Source organism: Bordetella genomosp. 11, from assembly GCF_002261215.1.
Taxonomy (GTDB): Bacteria; Pseudomonadota; Gammaproteobacteria; order Burkholderiales; family Burkholderiaceae_B; genus Bordetella_C.
On sequence record NZ_NEVS01000004.1, the window covers coordinates 1,136,402 to 1,155,967 of the forward strand.

A 19,566-nucleotide genomic window follows, 5' to 3' on the forward strand; every position below is an offset into this window, starting at 1 on the left:
GGCAGCCCGATTCGCTGGTGCGGCGTGGGGGCTTGCCTGCTGGTTCTGCTGACCGGCGTGGCCGGCTGTGCGCTGGTGCCGCCCGAACCGGTCGTGCTGGGCCCGACCACCGCCGTGCCGCCCCCGCCGCCGGTCCCGACGCCGGCACCGGATGGGTCCATCTACCAGCCGACGGTCTATGGGAACTATCCGCTGTTCGAGGATCGCCGTCCGCGCAACGTGGGGGACGTGGTAACCGTCATGCTGGAGGAAAGGACCGCCGCCGCCAAGAACGTGGCCACCAATACCACCCGCACGTCCAGCACCGACAATTCCATCGCGGCGTCGCCCGGGTTCATGAGCAGCTGGTTCAATGCCAAGCTGGACACCAATACGTCGGGTTCCAACGTCAACAAGGGCGCTGGCGACAGTACCGCCAACAACACGTTCACGGGTGTCCTGACGACCACCGTGGTCGGCGTGCTGCCCAACGGCAACCTGCAGGTCGCGGGGGAAAAACAGATCGCCATCAACCGGGGCAGCGAATACATCCGCTTTTCCGGCGTGGTGGACCCGCGTTCCGTGACGGGCGCGAATACCGTGTCCTCCACCCAGGTCGCCGATGCGCGCATCGAATACCGCAGCAAGGGCGTGATGGACGAGGTCCAGACGATGGGCTGGCTGCAGCGCTTTTTCCTGATCGCCAATCCGTTCTGATATGACTGAAGCCCACCCCCGAAGCGCTGCGCGCTTCCCCCTCAAGGGGGCGACGCTGGCGGACCGGCGGAGCCGGATCCGCGGCGTCCCCGGTCTGGCCATACCTGTTTCTTGCGACGCGGGTGCCGTGATGGGGAGCCAGCCCCGAAGTGCTGCGCGCTTGCCGATCGGGGCATCCCGGTTGTGCGGCGCGTGGGGAGCCATGCCAATATGACGTATCTCACAGCCTATTTGATCCCGATCCGCCGCCTGGCGGGCGTGCTGCTGGCGGTCGTGCTGGTGGCAACGGCCGGCGCCGCGCATGCGGAGCGCCTGAAGGATCTGGCCTCCATCCAGGGCGTGCGTGGCAACCAGCTGATCGGCTATGGCCTGGTCGTGGGCCTGGACGGCACCGGCGACCAGGTACGCCAGGCGCCGTTCACGCAGCAAAGCGTCACCAACATGCTGTCGCAGTTGGGCGTGACCATGCCCAACAACAGCAATATGCAGTTGAAGAACGTCGCGGCGGTCATGGTTACCATGAACCTGCCGGCCTTTTCGCGGCCGGGGCAGACCCTCGATGTTGTCGTGTCGTCCATGGGCAATGCCAAGAGCCTGCGCGGGGGCACCCTGCTGCTGACCCCGATGAAAGGCGCGGACGGACAGGTCTACGCGCTGGCCCAGGGCAACATCCTGGTCGGCGGCGCGGGCGCTTCCGCGGGAGGCTCCAGCGTACAGATCAACCAGCTGAACGGCGGCCGGATCAGCAATGGCGCCGTGGTCGAGCGCGGCGTGCCGACGACCTTCGCGCGCAACGGCAACCTGTTCCTGGAATTGAACGAACTGGATTTCGGCACGGCGCAGAACGTCGTCACGGCCTTGAACCGGCATTTCGGCGGCGCGGTCTCCCAGGTCATCGACGGCAGGACGGTGCGGGTACAGGCGCCGACCGATCCCGCCGCCCAGGCAGCCTTCATTTCGCAATTGGAGAACCTGCAGGTCACGCGGGCGCCGGCCTCCGCCAAGGTCATCGTCAATGCCCGTACCGGTTCCGTGGTCATGAACCGCACCGTCATGCTCGAGGAATCCGCCGTCGCCCACGGGAACCTGTCGGTGGTGGTGAACCAGACCAACGCCGTGTCGCAGCCGAACACGCCGTTCGGTGGCGGCCAGACGGTGGTGGTGCCGAATACCCAGATCGACGTCCGCCAGGAAAACGGTTCGCTGCAGCACGTGCGCACCAGCGCCAACCTGGCCGATGTGGTCCGCGCGCTGAATGCGCTGGGCGCGACGCCGCAGGATCTGCTGGCCATCCTCCAGGCCATGCAGACCGCCGGCGCGCTGCGCGCCGAGCTGGAGATCATCTAAGCCATGGCTCTGGGCTCATCCCTTACCACGGGCGCCGGCCAGCCTTCGATTTTCGATTTCGGCTCGCTGTCCAGCCTGCATCACGACGTGACGAGCCAGCCGGCCTCGGCGGAGAAACAGGCCGAGGTCGCGCGCCAGTTCGAGGCCGTATATATCCAGATGCTGCTCAAGCAGATGCGGCAGGCCACTATGAAAAGCGGCCTGTTCGATTCGAACGAGTCGCAGATGGTGCAGTCGATGGCGGACGAGCAGTTGGCCCTGCAACTGGCGAATCCCGGCATCGGGCTGGCGCAATCCCTGTTGAAGCAGATGCAGGCGAACCAGCCGGCCGGCGGGGATGGCACCCAGGATGGCGCGCAGGATGGCGGGCAGGCGATGAAGCCGCTGGACCTGGCCGCGCGCACGGTCTCGTCCGGTTCGTCGAACCCCGAAGTCGCGGCGCTGCTGCGGGTGTTGCGCCGGGGCGGGGCCTCGGACCGCGCCCTTGCCGCCTCCGAAGGCGCGCCCGACCACGTGGTGGACTTCGTGGCGCAGATGGCCCCCGCCGCCAAGGCCGCGGAACGCCAGAGCGGCGTGCCGGCCCGGCTGATCCTGGGGCAGGCCGCCCTGGAGTCCGGCTGGGGGCAGCGCGAGATCCGCTATCCCGACGGCCGCACCAGCTACAACCTGTTCGGCATCAAGGCCGGCGATAGCTGGAAGGGCAAGACGGTCAATGTGCTGACCACCGAATACGAGAACGGCTCGCCCCGCAAGGTCGTGCAGGCTTTCCGGGCCTATAACTCCTATCAGGAGTCCTTCGCCGATTACGCCCGCCTGGTCGGCAGCAATCCCCGATACGACGCGGTGGCCGACGCCCGCGACGAGATCGATGCGGCGCGCCGCATCCAGGCGGCCGGCTATGCCACCGATCCGCGCTATGCCGACAAGCTGATCGGCGTCATGGGTCAGCTGCAGGGTGCGGCGGCCCGCGGCAGGGCGCCGGACGGCACTTCCTTCGGCGGCCAGGCGGAGCTATCGGGGACGGACTTCGAAGGCGCGGGGGATCCCTAGGGCCGGGCGGCGATGCGCCCGGATATCACCTTGGATTTCATTAAGTTTCGTCGACCTTTGCCGTTAAGCCAATATCCAGACGTTTGAACACGGTTAATCGAGAGGCATCCCCACCATGAGTTTGTACAGCCTGGGCCTGAGCGGTCTGAACGCGGCGCAAGCGGGGTTAACCACCACCGGCCATAACATCGACAACTCCACGACCGACGGCTATAACCGCCAGCGCGTCCTGACGTCGACGGCCGGCGCGACGGCGACGGCGGCGGGCTTTTATGGGCGCGGCGTGCAGGTCGATACGGTCCAGCGCCAATACGACAGCTTTCTCTACAAGCAGTTGGTGGGGTCGCAGAGCTCCAGTTCGTCGTATTCGACCTACCTGGACCAGGTGAGTCAGATCGACAACATGATGGGCAACGAAACGGTGGGCATTTCGCCCGCCCTGGCGGATTTCTTCGCCAGCGTGAATGCCGTGGCCAGCAATCCGGCCGACGCGGCGACGCGCCAGGATCTGATCGGCAAAGGCCAGGCCCTGGTGTCGCAAATCAATTCCGCCTACCAGGACCTGCAGACCCAGCGTGACGGCGTGAACCAGCAGATCAGCCAGGCGGTCAATTCCGTCAACGGCTACCTGAACCAGATCAACAAGTTGAACCAGGAGATCGTCATCGCCCGTGGCCAGGGCAACGGCAATGCTCCCAACGACCTGCTGGACCAACGCGACCAGTTGCTATCGCAACTGTCGCAGACGGTGGGCATCCGTTACACGACCCAGGGCGACACGGTCAATATTTCGCTGGAATCGGGGCAGGCGCTGTTGTCGGGCAACACGGTCTACTCGCTGCAGGCCGTGCCCTCGGCGGCCGATCCCTCGCGCACCGTTGTCGCGTACAACCTGCCGTCCGGACCGAACGGCGCGACCACGCCGGTCGAGCTGAGCGACGCCAAGCTGACCAACGGCACGCTGGGCGGCCTGCTGCAGTTCCGCACGAAGGCCCTGGATGTGTTCCAGAACCAGCTGGGCCAGATGGCCGCGGGGCTGGCCGTGACGTTCAACACGCTGCACCAGCAGGGGATAGACCTGCAGGGCAACGCGGGCGGCGATTTCTTTTCGCTGGCGTCGCCCACGGCCCTGACGGGCGCCAAGAACACCGGCTCGGGCTCGCTGACGGCGGACTACACCGACGCCAGCCAGCTGACGGCCAGCGATTACAAGATCACCTTCGACGGCACGAACTACACGGTGACGCGGCTGTCGGACAACACCGCCGTGACCGCCACGCCGACGGGCACGCCGCCCACGTCGCTGGCTTTCGACGGACTGACGGTGAACATCGCCGGCACGCCGGCGGCCGGCGACACCTGGACGCTGCAGCCGACCCGCAACGCCGCGCGCGACCTGGGCATGGCGATTACCGACCCGTCGAGGATCGCGGCGTCCAGCACGACCAATCCAGGCTCCGCCAACGGCGACAACGCCCTGGCGCTGGCGCAACTGCAGACCACGCGCAACCTGTCGGGCAATTCGCTCAGCGTGACCGATCTGTTCTCGCAGATCGTCAACAACGTCGGCCAGCAGACGGCCGATGCCAAGGCCAACGACAAGGCGCAGAGCGCGGTGGTGTCCCAGCGCACGGCGAATAACGCTTCGGTTTCCGGCGTGAACCTGAACGAAGAGTACGTGAATCTTTCGCAGTACCAGGAGCAGTACCAGGCGGCCGCCAAGATCATCGATGTCGCCAGTACGGTGTTCGATGCCTTGCTGGGCCTGAAGTAAGCATGTTCATCCGTTTCAAGATTAAGCGTCATCCGGAGTAACACAGCATGATCCGCCTGAGCACCTCCACGATCTACCAGAGTGGCCTGAACGGCATTCTGAAGAACGAGTCGGACGTCAATTACCTGCAGCAGCAGCTCAGTTCGGGCCGCAGCGTGGTGACACCTTCCGACAACCCGCTGGCAGCAGGGCAGGCGATCACGGCCTACCAGAACTTGAACATCACGCAGACGTACGGCAGCAATCGCGACGCCGCCAATCGTTCGCTGGGCAACGAGTCCAACACCTTGTCCACCGTGGTGTCGACGCTGACCGACGTGCTGACGCGCGTGGTGCAGGCGGGCAACGGCACGCTGGCCGATCAGGACCGCAACACGCTGGCCACGGTGCTGGAGCAATCGCGCGATGCCTTGTTCGCCCTGGCCAATACCACGGATGGCAACGGCCAGTACCTGTTCTCGGGCACCGCCGGCAATGCCGCCGCCTATGTGAAGGACCCGGTCACCGGCGCGATCACCTATAACGGCAATAGCGGCCAGCGGCTGGTACAGGTAGAGCAAAGCCGTCAGATGAACGTGTCCGACGTCGGCTCGGACATCTTCAACCGCGTATCGCCCGGCACGACGACGTATATCGCGTCCGCGGGCGCGGCGAACGCCGGTACGGCGACGTTCGCCGCGCCGAGTATCGCCCCCGGCGGCGGCTCGGGAAATAACTTCCAGATCGATTTCGCCAAGGACCCGACGACCGGCGCCGTCACCTATACGGTCACGACGACCGACGCGTCGACCGGCACGACCACGACCAGCGCCCCGGCCGCCTTCAACCCGGGTGATGCGATCGATACGGGAGGCGGCGTGACCATGGTGGTCAACGGCGATCCCGCGGACGGCGACAGCTTCACGATCAATACGGCCCAGACCTCCAACGTGGACATGTTCGCCACGCTGGGGTCGCTTATCACCGCGCTGAAGGATCCGGCGCAGAACGACCAGGCGGCACAATCCAAGCTGGTGAACCTGCTGGCGACCGCCAATAAGTCCCTGTCGATCAACCTGGACAACGTGTCGACGGTCCAGGCCTCCGTGGGGGCCCGCCAGAATGAACTGGATGCGCTGGATACGACGGGCACCCAACGCAGCTTGACCGACAACCAGACGCTGACCGATCTGACCCAGATCAACTACTACGATGTGATTTCGAAGATGAGCATGCGCCAACTGTCGCTGCAGGCATCGATGTCGGCGTTCAGCGCGGTCAAGGGCACCTCGCTGTTCAGCATGAATAAATAGTGCACCAACTCAATATGTGTTTCCAACGAAGAAACGACGGTTTGCTGGATAGATAACGATATGTTTACCAATTTGAAAGTCCGCACGTCGATCATCGTGCTGCTGGGTCTATATCTGGCGGCAATGCTGGCTTCGAACGCCGTCTCGTGGCTGGGCTTGAACTCCAGCAATAGCAAGCTCGACCAGGTCAATACCATCTACAGCGACCAGGTCGTCAATCTGTATGCCTCTTATGCCCAGGTGCTGCGCGCGCGCCAGGTCCTGAACAATGCCCACGAAATGATGCAGGGCAACCGCGCGGACGATGCCATGAACCAGGTCAACCGGGCCGCCGGCTTCAAGGCGGATGCCGACAAGCGCATGGCCCTGTTCGCCCAATCGCCGAAGCTGCCGGACACGGTGGAGATGGCGTCGGCCATCATGGCCAATTACAAGACCTACGCCGGCCTGATCGACGACCAGATCAATGCGCTTCGCTCGAAGCAGATCGATGCGTATCTGTCTTCCTCCAAGGCATCCTCCTCGGTCAACCAGACGCTGGACAAGTCCGTGCAGGTCATGCTGACCCACCTGGACAAGTCGACGGACGACATGGTCGCCGCCGGCCACAGGGACTTCTCGCTGGCGCGCACGGTGACGGTCGTCATGGTGCTATTCGCGCTCGTGCTGACGGTGGCCTGCTGGATGGTGCTGAGCCGCATGGTGCTGCGCCCGCTGCGCGAGGCTGGCCAGCATTTCGACCGGATCGCCGGCGGAGATCTGAGCCAGCACATCGAAGTACGTACCGCCAACGAAATCGGCATGCTTTTCACCGCGATCAAGCGTATGCAGGAAAGCCTGACACGCACGGTGGCCACGGTACGTCGCGGCGTGGACGAAATCAACGTCGGTTCGCGCGAGATTTCCGCGGGCAACACGGACCTGTCCAGCCGCACCGAACAGCAGGCTTCGTCCCTGGAAGAAACCGCGGCGTCGATGGAGGAACTGGCCTCGACGGTGAAGCAGAACGCCGATAACGCCCGCCAGGCCAATCAGCTGGCGGCGAGTGCCTCGGACGTGGCCGAGCGCGGCGGTTCCGCGGTGGCCGAAGTGGTGAACACCATGCAGGAGATTTCCGGTAGCTCGCGCAAGATCTCCGAGATCGTCAGCGTGATCGACGGCATCGCCTTCCAGACCAACATCCTGGCGCTGAACGCGGCGGTGGAAGCGGCGCGGGCGGGCGAGCAGGGCAAGGGCTTCGCGGTGGTGGCGGGCGAAGTGCGCTCGTTGGCGCAGCGCAGCGCGCAGGCGGCCAAGGAAATCAAGGCGCTGATCGAGGACTCGGTGACCAAGGTGGGCGCGGGTTCGCAGCAGGTCGAGCGGGCTGGCGCGACGATGCAGGAAATCGTCGCGTCGGTGAAGCGGGTGACGGACATCATGGGCGAGATCTCGGCGGCGTCGGAGGAGCAATCCAGCGGCATCGACCAGGTCAACCGCGCGGTGTCGCAGATGGACGAAGTCACGCAGCAGAACGCGGCGCTGGTGGAAGAGGCGGCCGCGGCGGCTGGTTCTCTGCAGGAACAGGCGCAACGCCTGGCCGAAGCGGTGGCCGTCTTCAAGATCAACGAAGGCCAGGTCATCGACGTGTCGGCGCAGCAGCTGGCGGGCGGCCCGGCGTTCGCGCAACCCTTGGTCAGCCACTGATACACCGGTACGCGATATGCAAGGGCGGCCTCGAGGCCGCCCTTTTCTTTGGATGCGTGCCACGCACGATTGCCACCGATCGGCGCCCCGCATTCCAGCTGTTCGCGCGGATCTCCACGGATTGCCCGGCCCCGGTCTTCGTGGCCGGGGGTCTTCCGCTCGTTTGGATCGCGCTATGCTCGCGCCGGCAGCGCCTGCCGCCGGCCGTGCCCTGCCGTGGCCGGCGATACTAGGTCCCGGCCAGCAATCCCGCTACCCGCTCCATGACGTTCACGCCTTCCTGGAACAGCGCGGCCAGGAATCCCGTGCTTTGCGGCAGTGCAACCGCAAGCAGGATCACGCCGGAGATAAGGGTGATGGGGAAACCGACCGCGAACACGGAGAGCTGCGGCGCGGCGCGGTTCAGGATGCCCATGGCCAGCTGGATCACCAGCAATGCGGCGATCAGGGGCAGGGCCAGCAGCAGGCCCGACGAAAAGACCTTGCTGCCCAGCTGCGCCAGTACGGCCCAGCCTTCGGGGTTGAGCGACGGCGTACCGATCGGCAGGATGGTGAAGGTCTTGATCAGCATGGCGAGCATCATCAGATGCCCGTTCACGCTCAAGAAGATCAACATCGCCAGGATGTTGAAAAGGCGCGCCAGGACTTCGGTATTGGCCTGCGTCGTGGGGTCGAAGATGGTTGCCAGCGACAGGCCCATCTGCAGGCCGATGAAATCGCCGGCCGTCTGCACGGCCGCGAAGCAGATGCGCATGCAGAAGCCCATGGCAATCCCGATGAAAATCTGCTGCGCCAGGATCCACAGTCCCGCCAGCGATCCTGGCGGCACGGCCGGCATCGGCGGCAGCGACGGTGTGATCACCACCGCCAGCACCGCGGCCAGCCCGATCTTGGTGGTGCGCGGCGCGGACGTTTCGCCGAGCAGCGGCGCGACCCCGATCAATGCCAGCAGGCGCGCGAAGGGCCACAGGAATGTGTTGATCCATCCGTACCACTGATCCAGCGTAAAGTTGATCATGGCGGGGCGGACCGGGTGCGGGTCAGGATACCAGGTTGGGAATCTGGTTCATGATCTGGCGGATGTAGTCGGTCATCATGCCGATCAGCCAGGGGCCCAGCAGGACCAGCGTGGCGGCAACGGCCACCAGCTTGGGGATGAAGGACAGCGTCATCTCGTTGATCTGCGTGGCCGCCTGGAACACGCTGATCAACAGGCCGACCAGCAGCGTGACCAGCAGCAGGGGCCCGGCCACGATCAGGATCATGCGCATGGCCTGGTAGGTCATCGTCATTACGGTTTCGGCATCCATGCCATGGCCTCCGGTTACTGGTAGAAGCTGCGGGCCAGCGACCCCAGCAGCATGTGCCAGCCGTCGGCCAGCACGAACAACATCAGCTTGAACGGCAGCGAGACCGAAATCGGCGGCACCATCATCATGCCCAGGCCCATCAGGACGCTGGCCACGACCATATCGATGATCAGAAAGGGAATGAAGATGGTGAAGCCGATCTGGAACGCCGTCTTAAGCTCGCTGGTGATGAAGGCCGGCACCAGGATCTTCATCGGTACCGCCGACGGATCATCCAGCGGCGGCTGGTTGGTCAGGTTGGCGAACAACGAGAGATCCGTTTCGCGGGTCTGGTGCATCATGAAGGTACGCAGCGGCTGCGAGCCCCGGTCGATGGCGGTCTCGAACGAAATCGCGCCATTGGACAGCGGCTGGTACGCGTCCTTGTAGATCTGGTCGAATACCGGCGACATCGTGTAGGCCGTCAGGAACAGGGCCAATCCCACCAGGACCAGGTTGGGCGGCGTGGTCTGCGTGCCGAGCGCGTTGCGCATCAGGCTGAGCACGATGATGATGCGGGTAAAGCCCGTCATCATCAGCAGCGCGGCCGGGATGAAGGTCAGCGATGTCAGCATCAGCAGCGTTTGCACGCTGAGCGAATACGTTTCGCTGCCGTTCGGGCCGGGTGTCGCGGTCAGCGCCGGCAGGGTGGCCTGCGCCGACGCCGCCAGGGGCAGGCAGGCCAGGGCGAGCAGTGCGAGGACCGTCAGCACATGGCGTATGGCGCCTGCTTCGCCGAACCGCGCGCGTAATAAACGTGTCATGGGGACATCCAGCCGTATCAGCCCCGACGCAGCGCCTGGCCGAGTTTGCTGGCGAAGGACGCGTCCTCCGGCAATCCGGGTGGCGTCGTTTCGGTGCGTCCGGGCGCGGTGCCGGCGGTCTTGCCGCTGCGGCGCGCCAGGAAAGAGGCCACCAGCGCGGTGGGCGCCTGGGGCGCCGGCACGGTCGCGCCGGCGGGAAGCGTGTGCAAGGGATTCATCTGGCCCGCGGTCACGCCGACCACCACCCAGGTGTCCGCCACTTCCACCAGCACGATGCGCTGGCGCGGTCCCAGGTTCAGGCTATCGACGATGCGCATCGTGCCGCCGGCCGCGCGCCCGGCCAGGCCCGCGCGGCGCGCGAGCCAGCCGCAGGCGAGGATCGCCGCGACGACGACGGCCAGGCCCAGGATGACACGGAAGGAAGCGGCGTCGGCCATGGCGGTTTCAGCGCCGGCCGTTGAGTCGGTTGATGCGCTCGGCCGGCGTGATGATGTCGGTCAGGCGGATGCCGTATTTGTCGTCCACGACGACGACTTCGCCCTGGGCGATCAGGTAGCCGTTGACGAAAATGTCCATCGGTTCGCCCGCCAGGCCGTCGAGCTCGACCACCGATCCCTGTCCCAGTTGCAGCAGGTTCTTGATGGTCAGCCGGGTGCGGCCCAATTCGACCGTCAGTTGCACCGGCACGTCCATGATCAGGTCGATGTCGGCGGTCGACTTCTCGCTGGAGCCGGACAGCGGCTTGAAAACCGACGCGGCGGCAGGCTTGGCGGCCGAAGGGGCCGGCGCGGCGGCGGCGGGCGTCGAAGCGGCGGTCTGCTCGGCCAGGGCGTCCGCCCAATCGTCGGCGGGTTTCAGGCCGTCGGCCTGGGTGGGCGGCGCGGCGCGCGACTGTTCGGCCAGGGCGTCGGCCCAGTCGTCGCTGGCGCTGGCCGCGCCGGGCTTGCTTTGATCGGGCCGCTCGGCGTTCTGATCAGTCATGGTCGGGGGCCTCGTTCTCGGGATCCACAGGGGTAAGCAGTTTCTGTACGCGCAATGCGTACTGGTTGTTAAACACGCCGTATCCGCATTCCATGACGGGCACGGCGTCCACGTGGGCCACGACGGTTTCCGGCACTTCGACCGGCAGCACGTCGCCGACCTTCATCTTCATCAATTCGCGTATCGACGACGGGATGCGCGCGAATTCGGCGATCAGTTCCACATCGGCGCTGCGGATCTGGCGCGACAACTGGCGGGCCCAGCGCTGGTCCACCGCTTCGAGCGTGGTTTCCTGCAGAGGGCGGGTCAGGATGTCCCGCACCGGCTCGATCATGGAGTAGGGCAGGCAGATGTTCAGGTCGCCGCCCGTGGCACCGAACTCGATGTGGAAGGGCGTTACCACGACGATTTCGTTCGAGCCGGTGATGCTGGCGAACTTCGTGTGCATTTCCGAGCGCACGTACTCGAACTCGATCGGATAGACCGCTTCCCAGGACTTGCCGTAGCTTTCCAGCGTCAGGTTCAGCAGGCGCCGGATGATGCGTTGTTCCGTGGTGGTGAAGTCACGGCCCTCGACGCGGGTATGGTAGCGGCCATCGCCGCCGAACAAACTGTCGATGACCAGGAAGACCAGGTTGGGGTCGTAGCTGAACAGGGCCGTGCCGCGCAGCGGCTTCATCTGCACCATGTTCAGATTGCTGGGCACGGGCAGGTTGCGCTCGAAATCCGAGTACTTCAGGATGCGGATCGACCCGACGGTGATGTCGGCGTTGCGGCGCATGAAGTTCAACAGCACGTTGCGCATGTGGCGCGCGAAACGCTCGTTGATCAGTTCGAGCGTCTGCATGCGCCGGCGCACGACGCGTTCGGGCGAGCTCAGGTCGTAGGCGCGTACGCCGTCCTGGCTTTCCTGACTGGTTTCCTTGCCGTCGCTTTCGCCGGTGACGCCCGCCAGCAGGGCGTCTACTTCGTCCTGCGATAGGAACGCCTCGTATGCCATGCTTATTGCACCACGAATTCGGTGAACAGGACGTCGGTGACGAACTGTCCATCGGGCAGGGGGGCGAAAGGCCGGTTGACGACCTTCATCACCGCGTTGGCCAGGTCGACCTTGCCCTGCGGGCTTTGCACGCTCTCGGGCGTCTGCGCCGACAGCAGCATGAGGACGCGGCTGCGCACTTCCGGCATGTATTTCTCGATACGCTGGCGCGACTGTTCGTCGGACACGCGCAGCGTCATGGCGATATGGACCAGGCGTTCGCGGTCGGCGCTCTGCAGCGTCACGGTAAAGGGCGTGATGGGGATGAAGATGGGGGCGGGCACCGCTTGCGGCGTTTGCGGCGGCGCGACGAAGGTGGTCGGCGTCGCGCCCGCCGGCGTCGCCTGTTGCGGCTGCCCGACGTTGATCTGCACGGCGGAGTTGGCCGCGCTGCGTTGTGAACGGGTGGTAATCATCCAGGTCGTGGCGACACTGGCGGCGGCGACGATCAGGAGTACCAGCAGGCCGATGATCGGGCGCAGGAACCGCGACGAGCCGCTGTTGCGCATCGGCAGGGTACTACGCGACGGCAGGGTGGGGGTTTTGGATGTCGCCATCTTTGATGGTGGTTGATTTACCGGGAAAACGGATATCGATTATCCGAGTGCATTTTGCCTGACTTGTGAGGCCAGGACGTAAGGGAAAAACAGGGCGAAAACTGGGTATCTCCGCCTATTGCTGGGAAGCCTCCCGTGGGCGTCGCGCGGCGCCCGGCGCGTGATGCCCGGCCAGGCTTCATGCGAAGGTATCGACCAGGCCGGCGTTGGCGCGCCGCGGGCTGGGGATCGCGATTTGCACTGTGTCGCCAGCCGTATCGGCCTGCGACTGCGTGCTTTGCCCGGCGCCCTGGCCTGGACGGTCGCTACCCTGGTGCATGCCGCCGAAGCCGGCCTGGGCGCCATGGTCGCTGACATTGGCCTGGCCCAGCGAGATGCCGGCCTGCGCCAGCGTCTGCTGCAACTGAGGCAGGGCCGATTCCACTGCCTGCCGCACCGCGGCGTGCGCCGATACGAAAGAGGCTTCGGCCACACCGTCGCTGAGCTTGATCGTCACGCGCAGCGGACCGAGATCGGGCGGGTCCAGGCGCAATTCGGCGGTGTGGGAATCGTTGCCCGCCCGATGGGTCATCAGCACGAGTTGGCCGCCCAGTTCCGCGCCCCACTGCGGCTGTCCGACAGGCGTCTGGATGGCCGGGCCTGGTGCGGCATTGGTACTGGCGGGGGCCGCCGGGGCCTGCCAGGCATTGGCCAGCGCTTGCGTCATGTCAGCCTGCGGGGCATGGGCGATGCCGCGCGGCGCCGTGGCGGTGGCTTCGGCGATGCCTTCCTTGTCGGCCGCGCCAGACTTGCCCTCGGCGGGGTTGAGGGGCGCATCGTCCTGGATGCTCGCGCGCGTCTCGCGGCCACGCGTGTCCATGGCGCTGGCGCCGGCGTTGCCGGCGGCCTCGGTCGTTCTGCCGTTCGCATGCCGGCCCTGGGGGCCCGGCGCGGGCTGATGCGCGCCTGGCGTCGCGGCGTGCGGCGTCGCCGGCGTGACGCTGCCCAGTACCTGGCCGGCGGCGGCCGGGTCGGACGCGCCGGCCAGGGCGGGCGAGCCCGCCTGCGCTGCGGCAGGCCTATCCGTGGGCGCCGTTGCGACCGGCTCGTCCGTCGCGGCGGCGGATATGGCCGGCAGGGACTGCGCGGACGGCGCCGGCGATGTCGTGCTTCCCGTGCCGGCGGCCGCGACGCCGCCGGTATCGGCGGCGCGCGCCGGGCCTTGGCCCGCCGTACCCGCCTGGGTGGCGTCAGGCTGTCCGCCCTGCAATTGCATGGACATCGTCGCGATGGCCAGCGCCTGCTGCGCCAACGACGGCGCGGCGTCAGCGGAACCTTCGACAGCGGTTTTGTCGTCGTCCTTGTGGCCGGCGTCCACGCCTGCACCATCCGTCGACGGCGTGGCCGTATTCTTTGGATCGGTGGCCTGTGCATCCGCCGTGGCAGGATGGCTGGCGTCGGCGGCCGCGGCAGCGGCATCCTGGCTGGCGCGCTGGCGCGCCATGACGTCGGAAAAATTGGATGCGTCGTTGCCGTCGCGCGGTCCGCGACCGTCGGATGCGGAAGTACCGGCGGCCTTGCCCGAAGGCGTGGCCACGGCAAGCATGGCGAGCGGGGAGGTCATGGTAGGCATCCTTTTGTTCAATGCAGTCCTCCGCCGCCCCGAACCAGGCGCGCGGAATACTCGTCAGTCAGTCGTTGTTCCCGGCGCGCATCCTCGCGCGCCAGCACCTGCTGCCGGCGCTGCGCCAGCGCGTCGAAGGAATTCAATTTGCGGCGCTCCTCGCGCCACCGCTCCTTGCCTTCTTCCAGATGCACCGCGGCCTGTTCCAGTACCGCGCGTTGCTGGTCGATCGCGTCGTCCAGCGTGGCGATGAAGCGCTGGTAGTTGTGGCAGTCGGCCGCGGACATGCCGGTCATCATGGCATTCTGCAGGCGTTGCAGATAGTCGGCGCGATAGTCGTTCAGCATGCTCAATTGCTGTTCGGCGTTGTTGCGCGCGACATGCAGGCCGCCGAGCCGCTTGGCGGCTTCGTCCGTGTGATCCTTGGCCAGCGAGATCAGCGTATCCAGCGGGAGTTGGCTAGGCATGCGATTCACCTGTCTGGAGGGTAAATTGCAATTGGGCGACGGCGGTGGCGTAGTCCACTTTCTCGCCGACGTTCTGCTGCAGGAAGGCTTCGAGCCTTGGATAGCGCGCGATGGCGTCGTCCAGGGCAAGATCGTGTCCGGGGGCGTAAGCGCCCACGGCGATCAGGTCGCGGTTGCGCTGGTAGCGCGAGACGACCTGCTTGAAGCGTCGCACCACGGCGAATTGTTCCGTCGTGATGAGCGAATTCATGGCGCGCGAGATCGATGCCTCGATGTCGATCGCCGGGTAGTGGCCGGCTTCGGCCAGATGCCGGGACAGGACGATGTGGCCGTCCAGGATGGCCCGGGCCGAATCGGCGATGGGGTCCTGCTGGTCGTCGCCCTCGGCAAGCACCGTGTAGAAGCCGGTGATGGATCCGGCCTTGCCGGTGGGGCCGGGCGATCCCATGCCGGCGCGTTCGACGAGCGCCGGCAGGCGTGCGAAGACGGATGGCGGATATCCCTTGGTGGCCGGCGGTTCGCCGATGGCCAGCGCGATTTCCCGCTGCGCCATGGCGTAGCGCGTCAGCGAGTCCATGATCAGCAGCACATCCAGTCCCTGGTCGCGGAAGTGTTCGGCGATGCGCGTCGCATAGGCGGCGCCTTGCAGGCGCAGCAGCGGCGATACGTCGGCCGGCGCGGCGACCACCACGGAACGGGCCAGCCCTTCGGGGCCCAGGTTGTGCTCGATGAATTCCTTCACTTCCCGGCCGCGTTCGCCGATCAGTCCCACCACGATAACGTCGGCTTTCGTATAGCGCGCCATCATGCCCAGCAGCACGCTCTTGCCGACGCCGGAACCCGCGAACAGGCCCATGCGCTGGCCACGGCCGACGGTCAACAGGCCGTTGATGGCGCGCACGCCGACATCGAGCACCGTATCGATGGGCGCCCGCGATAAGGGATTGATGGGAATCGCCGACAAGGGCGCCTGGTCGGCGCCGACCAGCGGGCCGAGGTCGTCCAGCGGCCGCCCGCCGCCATCCAGCACCCGGCCGAGCAAGGCATTCCCCACGGGCAGGTGGCGGCCCAGCGCCGGCTTGGCATTGCCATTGAGCACGGCCTTGCGGGGCAGGGGAATCTGCCGCTGCAGCGGAGGTTCGCCGGGCACCACGCGGGCGCCGGGCGGCAGGCCCGAGATATCGGATTGCGGCATCAGGTAAAGCGTATGGCCGTCGAAGCCGACCACTTCGGCATCGGCCCAGTGGTCATGGCCGGGCGCGATCTCGATGCGGCAAACGGCGCCCACCGGCAGGCGCAGGCCGGTGGCCTGGAGCACCAGGCCCGTGGCCCGCGTGACCCGGCCCGTTGCCAGCCAGGGGTCGGTGGAGTTGGCGCGGATGGAGCCGATCTGCAGTTGCGTGACCCACCGGTCCACGACCGGAATGGCCGCGCCGGAGACCGCTCCCATGGCCGCGCCGGAAATCTCCGCCTGGTGGTCGCTCATTCGGCGGCCTCCAAGGGCATATCCCGTCCCAGCGACGCCGCCACGCGGCGCCAGCGGGTCTCGAGCGTGGCGTCGATTTCTCCCAGCGACGTTTCGGCGCGGCAGCCGCCGCGGGTGATGGATTCGTCAGCCAGGACGCGCCAGTGACCGGTCCGGAGTTCTTCCGCCAGATGCAGCCGCACCAGTTCCAGGTCCAGCGGATGCAGCCACAGGCGCAGGGGCGCGCTGGCGGTCGGATTCATATGCAGCACTTCGCGCACCGCCGTAAGCAAGGACTCCGGCTGTGTCGCGACGGTCGTGCGCACGACTTGGCGGGCGATATCCAGTGCCAGGGTCAGCAGCGCCTGGCCCGTTTTTTCTTCCAGCTGCGCAAGGGAAGATGCCGTCGCCGACAGGATCGCGCGCAGGCGCTCGGCCTCCTCGGCGCCTTGCCGACGGGCGTCCGCCAACCCTTGCGCGAGCCCCGCCTGCCGGCCTTCTTCCAGGCCCTGGTCGTAGCCGCGCGCGCGGCCTTCGGCGATGCCCAGGTCGTAGCCTTCGGCACGGCCTTCCGTCAGGCCCTGCTCGTGGCCGGCACGGCGGGCTTGCTCGCGGACCACGCGCGGATCCGGTCCCGGGTCCGGTTGCGCTTCCGGCACGTTGACGACCGCGTCCTGCTCCTCGAACGACGCCAGGCGCCAGCGCTGCCACGAAGCGCCGGCGGACGACGCGGGGACGGCGCGGCGTTCAGACATACGTGTCGTCTCCCTGGCCGCCCAATACGATCTGCCCGCTTTCGGCCAGGCGGCGCGCGACCAGCAGGATCTTCTTCTGTTCGGCCTCGACCTTCGACATGCGGATCGGTCCTTGCGCTTCCAGGTCTTCCCGCAGCATTTCCGCCGCGCGGCTGGACATATTGCGCAGGAACTTGTCGCGCAGGTCCTCGACGGCTCCCTTGAGCGCCACCATCAGCGTGTCGTTGTCGACTTCCTTCAGGATCAGCTGGATGCCGCGGTCCTCGACGTCGAGCAGGTTCTCGAACACGAACATTTCGTCGACGATCTTCTGCGCGAGGTCCGCATCGCGTTCGCGCAGGCTGGCCACGACGGTCTCCTCGTCGGAGGAGTTCATCATGTTCAGGATCTCCGCCGCGGTGCGTACTCCGCCCATCTTGCTGCGCTTGGCGCCCTGGCCCGCCAGTACGGCGTTCAGCGTTTCGGTCAGCTCCGACAGCGCGGCCGGCTGCACACCGCCGAAAGTGGCGATGCGCAGCATCACGTCGTTGCGCAGGCGTTCGGTCAGGCGTGTGAGCACGGCGGCGGCGCGGTCGCGCTCCAGGTGGACCAGGATGGTGGCGATGATCTGCGGGTGTTCGTCGCCGATCAGCTCGGCCACGATGTGCGGATCCAGCCAGTTCAGCGCATCGATGCCGCTGCCGCTGTCGCCGGCTTCCAGGATGTCCTCGATCAGCCCCGCGGCGCGGTCGCTGCCCAGGGCCTTGGTCAGCACGGAGCGGATGTAGTCGTCCGACCCCAGCGTGACGGCGATGAACTGATCGGCTTCCTGGCGGAATTCCTCCAGTACTTCGGCCACATCCTCACGCGTCACCTGCTTGAGCTGGGCCATGGCGGCGCCCACCTGCTGCACCTCACGGGCGCTCAGGAAGCGGAAGACCTCGGCCGCGGCGTCTTCGCCCAGGGACATCAGCAGCACCGCTGCCCGGGTAATGCCATCGATGGGTTTATCACTTGGCATCTTTGCTCATCCAGGTACGCAGCACCATGGCCACCGCGCGCGGGTCCTTGTTCGCCATATCGCGGGCGCGTTTCATGTTGTCCTCGAAACGATCCATTTCCTTGGCCCTGGCATGCTCCTGGGCCTCGCGCACCGCTTCCTGCCGTTCGATCTCGGCCACTTCCGGGTCGATCGGCGGGTTCATATAGCGTTCGTAGATGGGGCGCACGAGGGAGCGCCATACCCACACCGCCAGTATCGCGAGGACGATCCAGCCCAGCGCCGTCTTGGCCAGCGCGATGTTGGAGGGATCCTTCCACCACGGCGTCGTCGGTTCGGCATCGTTGAACTGGCTGTTGACCACGTTCAGCGAGTCGCCGCGCGCCTCGGAATAGCCCATCGCTTCCTTGACCAGCGTGGTCAGCTTGTTGAGCTGGTCGGCCGGCATCGCCTTGGGCTCGCCCTCCTTGTCGGGCAGGTAGTTGATGACCACCGCCACCGACAGGCGCTTGACCGCGCCGACCGGCTGTTTGATATGGCTGATGGTGCGATCGACTTCGTAGTTGGTCGTGTTCTCGCGGCGCGTGGTCGACGGGCCCTGCTGGGCGGCGGTGGCGGTCTGCGCCTGGCCGGCCTGGCCCTGGGCCTGGCCCGGCTGCTGGGCGCCCGGCTGGCCGGGACGCTGGCCCGGTTGCGCCGCGGGGGGATTGGCGATGGGCGCCTGGGCGGCGGCCGGCGGTTCGTTGGTCAACGCGCCGGGCACGCCCTGGGCGGGGTTGACGCCGTTCTGCTGGGAATCGTTGGTCTGCTGGCTGCGCACGGCGGCCTGGCCCGGTTCCTGGTTCGGCCGATAGACTTCCGACGTTTCTTCGCGCCGGGAGAAGTCCATATCGACGCTGGCCTGGGCGTGGACGTTACCCGGGCCGACCAGGGGATTCAGGATGGCCAGGATGCGTTCGACGGTGCGCTGCTCGGTTTCGCGCACGTAGCGCGTCTGGTCGGCGTCCATGCCGCGGCCTTCGCCGCTGGGCGAGGACAGCAGGCGGCCGTTCTGGTCGACGATCGACACATTGCCGACCGTCAATTCCGGCACGCTGGAGGCCACCAGCCACGAAATGGCCGATACCTGGGAATCGCCGATACTGCGGCCGGGGTACAAGGTCAGGACGATCGATGCCGTCGGAGGACGGCGGTCGCGCACGAACAGGGTCTGGCGCGGCAGCGCCAGGTGCACCCGGGCGTGCTGCACGGCGTTCATGGATTCGATCGAGCGGGCTAGTTCGCCTTCCAGGCCACGCTGGTAGTTGATCTGTTCGGTGAACTGGCTGGCGCCGAAGCGGGTATTGTCCAGCAGCTCGAAGCCGACCGAACCGCCGCGCGGCAAGCCCTGTCCGGCCAGTTGCAGGCGCGCGTCGTAGACTTTTTCGGCGGGCACCAGGATCGCGGTACCGGTCTCGTTGAAGCGATAGGGCACGTTCATCTGGTTCAGGGCGGTGACGATGGCGCCGCCGTCCCGGTCGTCCAGATTGGAGAACAGTACCTTATAGTTGGGGTCGCGTCCCCACATCACCGCCGCCACGATGAGCGCGACGACCGCAGCCGCCGCTCCCAGCAATAGCGGTTTCGGGACGGTCCGCAGCTTCTCCAGCACGGGAAACCGGGACATCAGGGACGAAGTCAGGGTGGCCTGCTGGTTCATCGGCTGCCCCCGCTCGCCAAACGGCGCGAGTTCCGGGGATGTACGTGGGGGGAGGGCAAGTTACAC

General features: G+C 66.4%; 19 protein-coding genes. 6 read left to right on the forward strand and 13 right to left on the reverse strand.

The features are described 5' to 3' along the window. Positions 1 to 24 precede the first annotated feature (24 nt). From CAL28_RS12710 to CAL28_RS12735, 6 genes are all read left to right on the forward strand, one after another. Positions 25 to 696: a flagellar basal body L-ring protein FlgH gene (locus CAL28_RS12710; RefSeq protein WP_254926107.1), complete on the forward strand. Its 672-nt coding sequence runs from the start codon at positions 25 to 27 to the stop codon at positions 694 to 696. A gap of 210 nt (positions 697 to 906) precedes the next feature. Then, entirely contained in the window at positions 907 to 2,043 is a 1,137-nt protein-coding gene (locus CAL28_RS12715) for a flagellar basal body P-ring protein FlgI (RefSeq protein ID WP_094841724.1), read from the forward strand. 3 nt (positions 2,044 to 2,046) lie between these two features. Next, positions 2,047 to 3,093: a flagellar assembly peptidoglycan hydrolase FlgJ gene (gene flgJ, locus CAL28_RS12720; protein ID WP_094841725.1), complete on the forward strand. Its 1,047-nt coding sequence runs from the start codon at positions 2,047 to 2,049 to the stop codon at positions 3,091 to 3,093. Between the two features lie 115 nt (positions 3,094 to 3,208). Next, entirely contained in the window at positions 3,209 to 4,867 is a 1,659-nt protein-coding gene (gene flgK, locus CAL28_RS12725; RefSeq protein ID WP_094841726.1) for a flagellar hook-associated protein FlgK, read from the forward strand. Between the two features lie 47 nt (positions 4,868 to 4,914). Further along, entirely contained in the window at positions 4,915 to 6,159 is a 1,245-nt protein-coding gene (flgL, locus tag CAL28_RS12730) for a flagellar hook-associated protein FlgL (RefSeq protein ID WP_369597669.1), read from the forward strand. A gap of 60 nt (positions 6,160 to 6,219) precedes the next feature. Beyond that, a complete protein-coding gene (locus CAL28_RS12735) occupies positions 6,220 to 7,842 on the forward strand; it encodes a methyl-accepting chemotaxis protein (RefSeq protein ID WP_094841727.1) in 1,623 nt (540 codons plus the stop codon). Between the two features lie 229 nt (positions 7,843 to 8,071). On the opposite strand, the gene fliR is transcribed toward CAL28_RS12735, so the two are convergent. The 13 genes from fliR to fliF form a co-directional block, all read right to left on the reverse strand. Beyond that, a complete protein-coding gene (fliR, locus tag CAL28_RS12740; protein ID WP_094841728.1) occupies positions 8,072 to 8,860 on the reverse strand; it encodes a flagellar biosynthetic protein FliR in 789 nt (262 codons plus the stop codon). 22 nt (positions 8,861 to 8,882) lie between these two features. After that, complete coding sequence (gene fliQ / locus CAL28_RS12745; RefSeq protein WP_094841729.1) at positions 8,883 to 9,152, reverse strand: flagellar biosynthesis protein FliQ; 270 nt, start codon at positions 9,150 to 9,152, stop codon at positions 8,883 to 8,885. A 14-nt stretch (positions 9,153 to 9,166) separates the two neighbouring features. Beyond that, positions 9,167 to 9,955, reverse strand: coding sequence for a flagellar type III secretion system pore protein FliP (gene fliP, locus CAL28_RS12750; RefSeq protein ID WP_094841730.1), 789 nt, complete (start codon positions 9,953 to 9,955; stop codon positions 9,167 to 9,169). Between the two features lie 17 nt (positions 9,956 to 9,972). Further along, complete coding sequence (gene fliO / locus CAL28_RS12755) at positions 9,973 to 10,392, reverse strand: flagellar biosynthetic protein FliO (RefSeq protein WP_094841731.1); 420 nt, start codon at positions 10,390 to 10,392, stop codon at positions 9,973 to 9,975. 7 nt (positions 10,393 to 10,399) lie between these two features. After that, a complete protein-coding gene (gene fliN, locus CAL28_RS12760) occupies positions 10,400 to 10,936 on the reverse strand; it encodes a flagellar motor switch protein FliN (RefSeq protein ID WP_094841732.1) in 537 nt (178 codons plus the stop codon). After that, the gene (fliM, locus tag CAL28_RS12765) at positions 10,929 to 11,936 is read right to left on the reverse strand and encodes a flagellar motor switch protein FliM (RefSeq protein ID WP_094841733.1); all 1,008 of its coding nucleotides are present in this window, start codon (positions 11,934 to 11,936) and stop codon (positions 10,929 to 10,931) included. Before fliM ends, fliN begins: the two co-directional genes overlap by 8 nt. 2 nt (positions 11,937 to 11,938) lie before the next feature. Further along, the gene (locus CAL28_RS12770) at positions 11,939 to 12,532 is read right to left on the reverse strand and encodes a flagellar basal body-associated FliL family protein (RefSeq protein ID WP_094841734.1); all 594 of its coding nucleotides are present in this window, start codon (positions 12,530 to 12,532) and stop codon (positions 11,939 to 11,941) included. A gap of 178 nt (positions 12,533 to 12,710) precedes the next feature. Next, on the reverse strand, positions 12,711 to 14,135 hold the full coding sequence (locus tag CAL28_RS12775; RefSeq protein WP_254926108.1) for a flagellar hook-length control protein FliK: 1,425 nt from the start codon (positions 14,133 to 14,135) through the stop codon (positions 12,711 to 12,713). A gap of 17 nt (positions 14,136 to 14,152) precedes the next feature. After that, on the reverse strand, positions 14,153 to 14,602 hold the full coding sequence (fliJ, locus tag CAL28_RS12780) for a flagellar export protein FliJ (protein ID WP_094841736.1): 450 nt from the start codon (positions 14,600 to 14,602) through the stop codon (positions 14,153 to 14,155). Then, on the reverse strand, positions 14,595 to 16,088 hold the full coding sequence (gene fliI, locus CAL28_RS12785) for a flagellar protein export ATPase FliI (protein ID WP_440588382.1): 1,494 nt from the start codon (positions 16,086 to 16,088) through the stop codon (positions 14,595 to 14,597). Before fliI ends, fliJ begins: the two co-directional genes overlap by 8 nt. Then, positions 16,085 to 16,822 carry a flagellar assembly protein FliH gene (fliH, locus tag CAL28_RS12790; RefSeq protein WP_094841737.1) on the reverse strand — a complete coding sequence of 246 codons (738 nt, stop codon included), beginning with the start codon at positions 16,820 to 16,822 and terminating at the stop codon, positions 16,085 to 16,087. The genes fliI and fliH overlap by 4 nt, the downstream gene beginning before the upstream one ends. Next, positions 16,815 to 17,822, reverse strand: a complete 1,008-nt coding sequence (gene fliG, locus CAL28_RS12795) for a flagellar motor switch protein FliG (RefSeq protein WP_094841738.1) — start codon at positions 17,820 to 17,822, stop codon at positions 16,815 to 16,817. The genes fliH and fliG overlap by 8 nt, the downstream gene beginning before the upstream one ends. Next, on the reverse strand, positions 17,812 to 19,500 hold the full coding sequence (gene fliF / locus CAL28_RS12800; protein WP_094841739.1) for a flagellar basal-body MS-ring/collar protein FliF: 1,689 nt from the start codon (positions 19,498 to 19,500) through the stop codon (positions 17,812 to 17,814). The genes fliG and fliF overlap by 11 nt, the downstream gene beginning before the upstream one ends. Between the last annotated feature and the right edge of the window lie 66 nt (positions 19,501 to 19,566).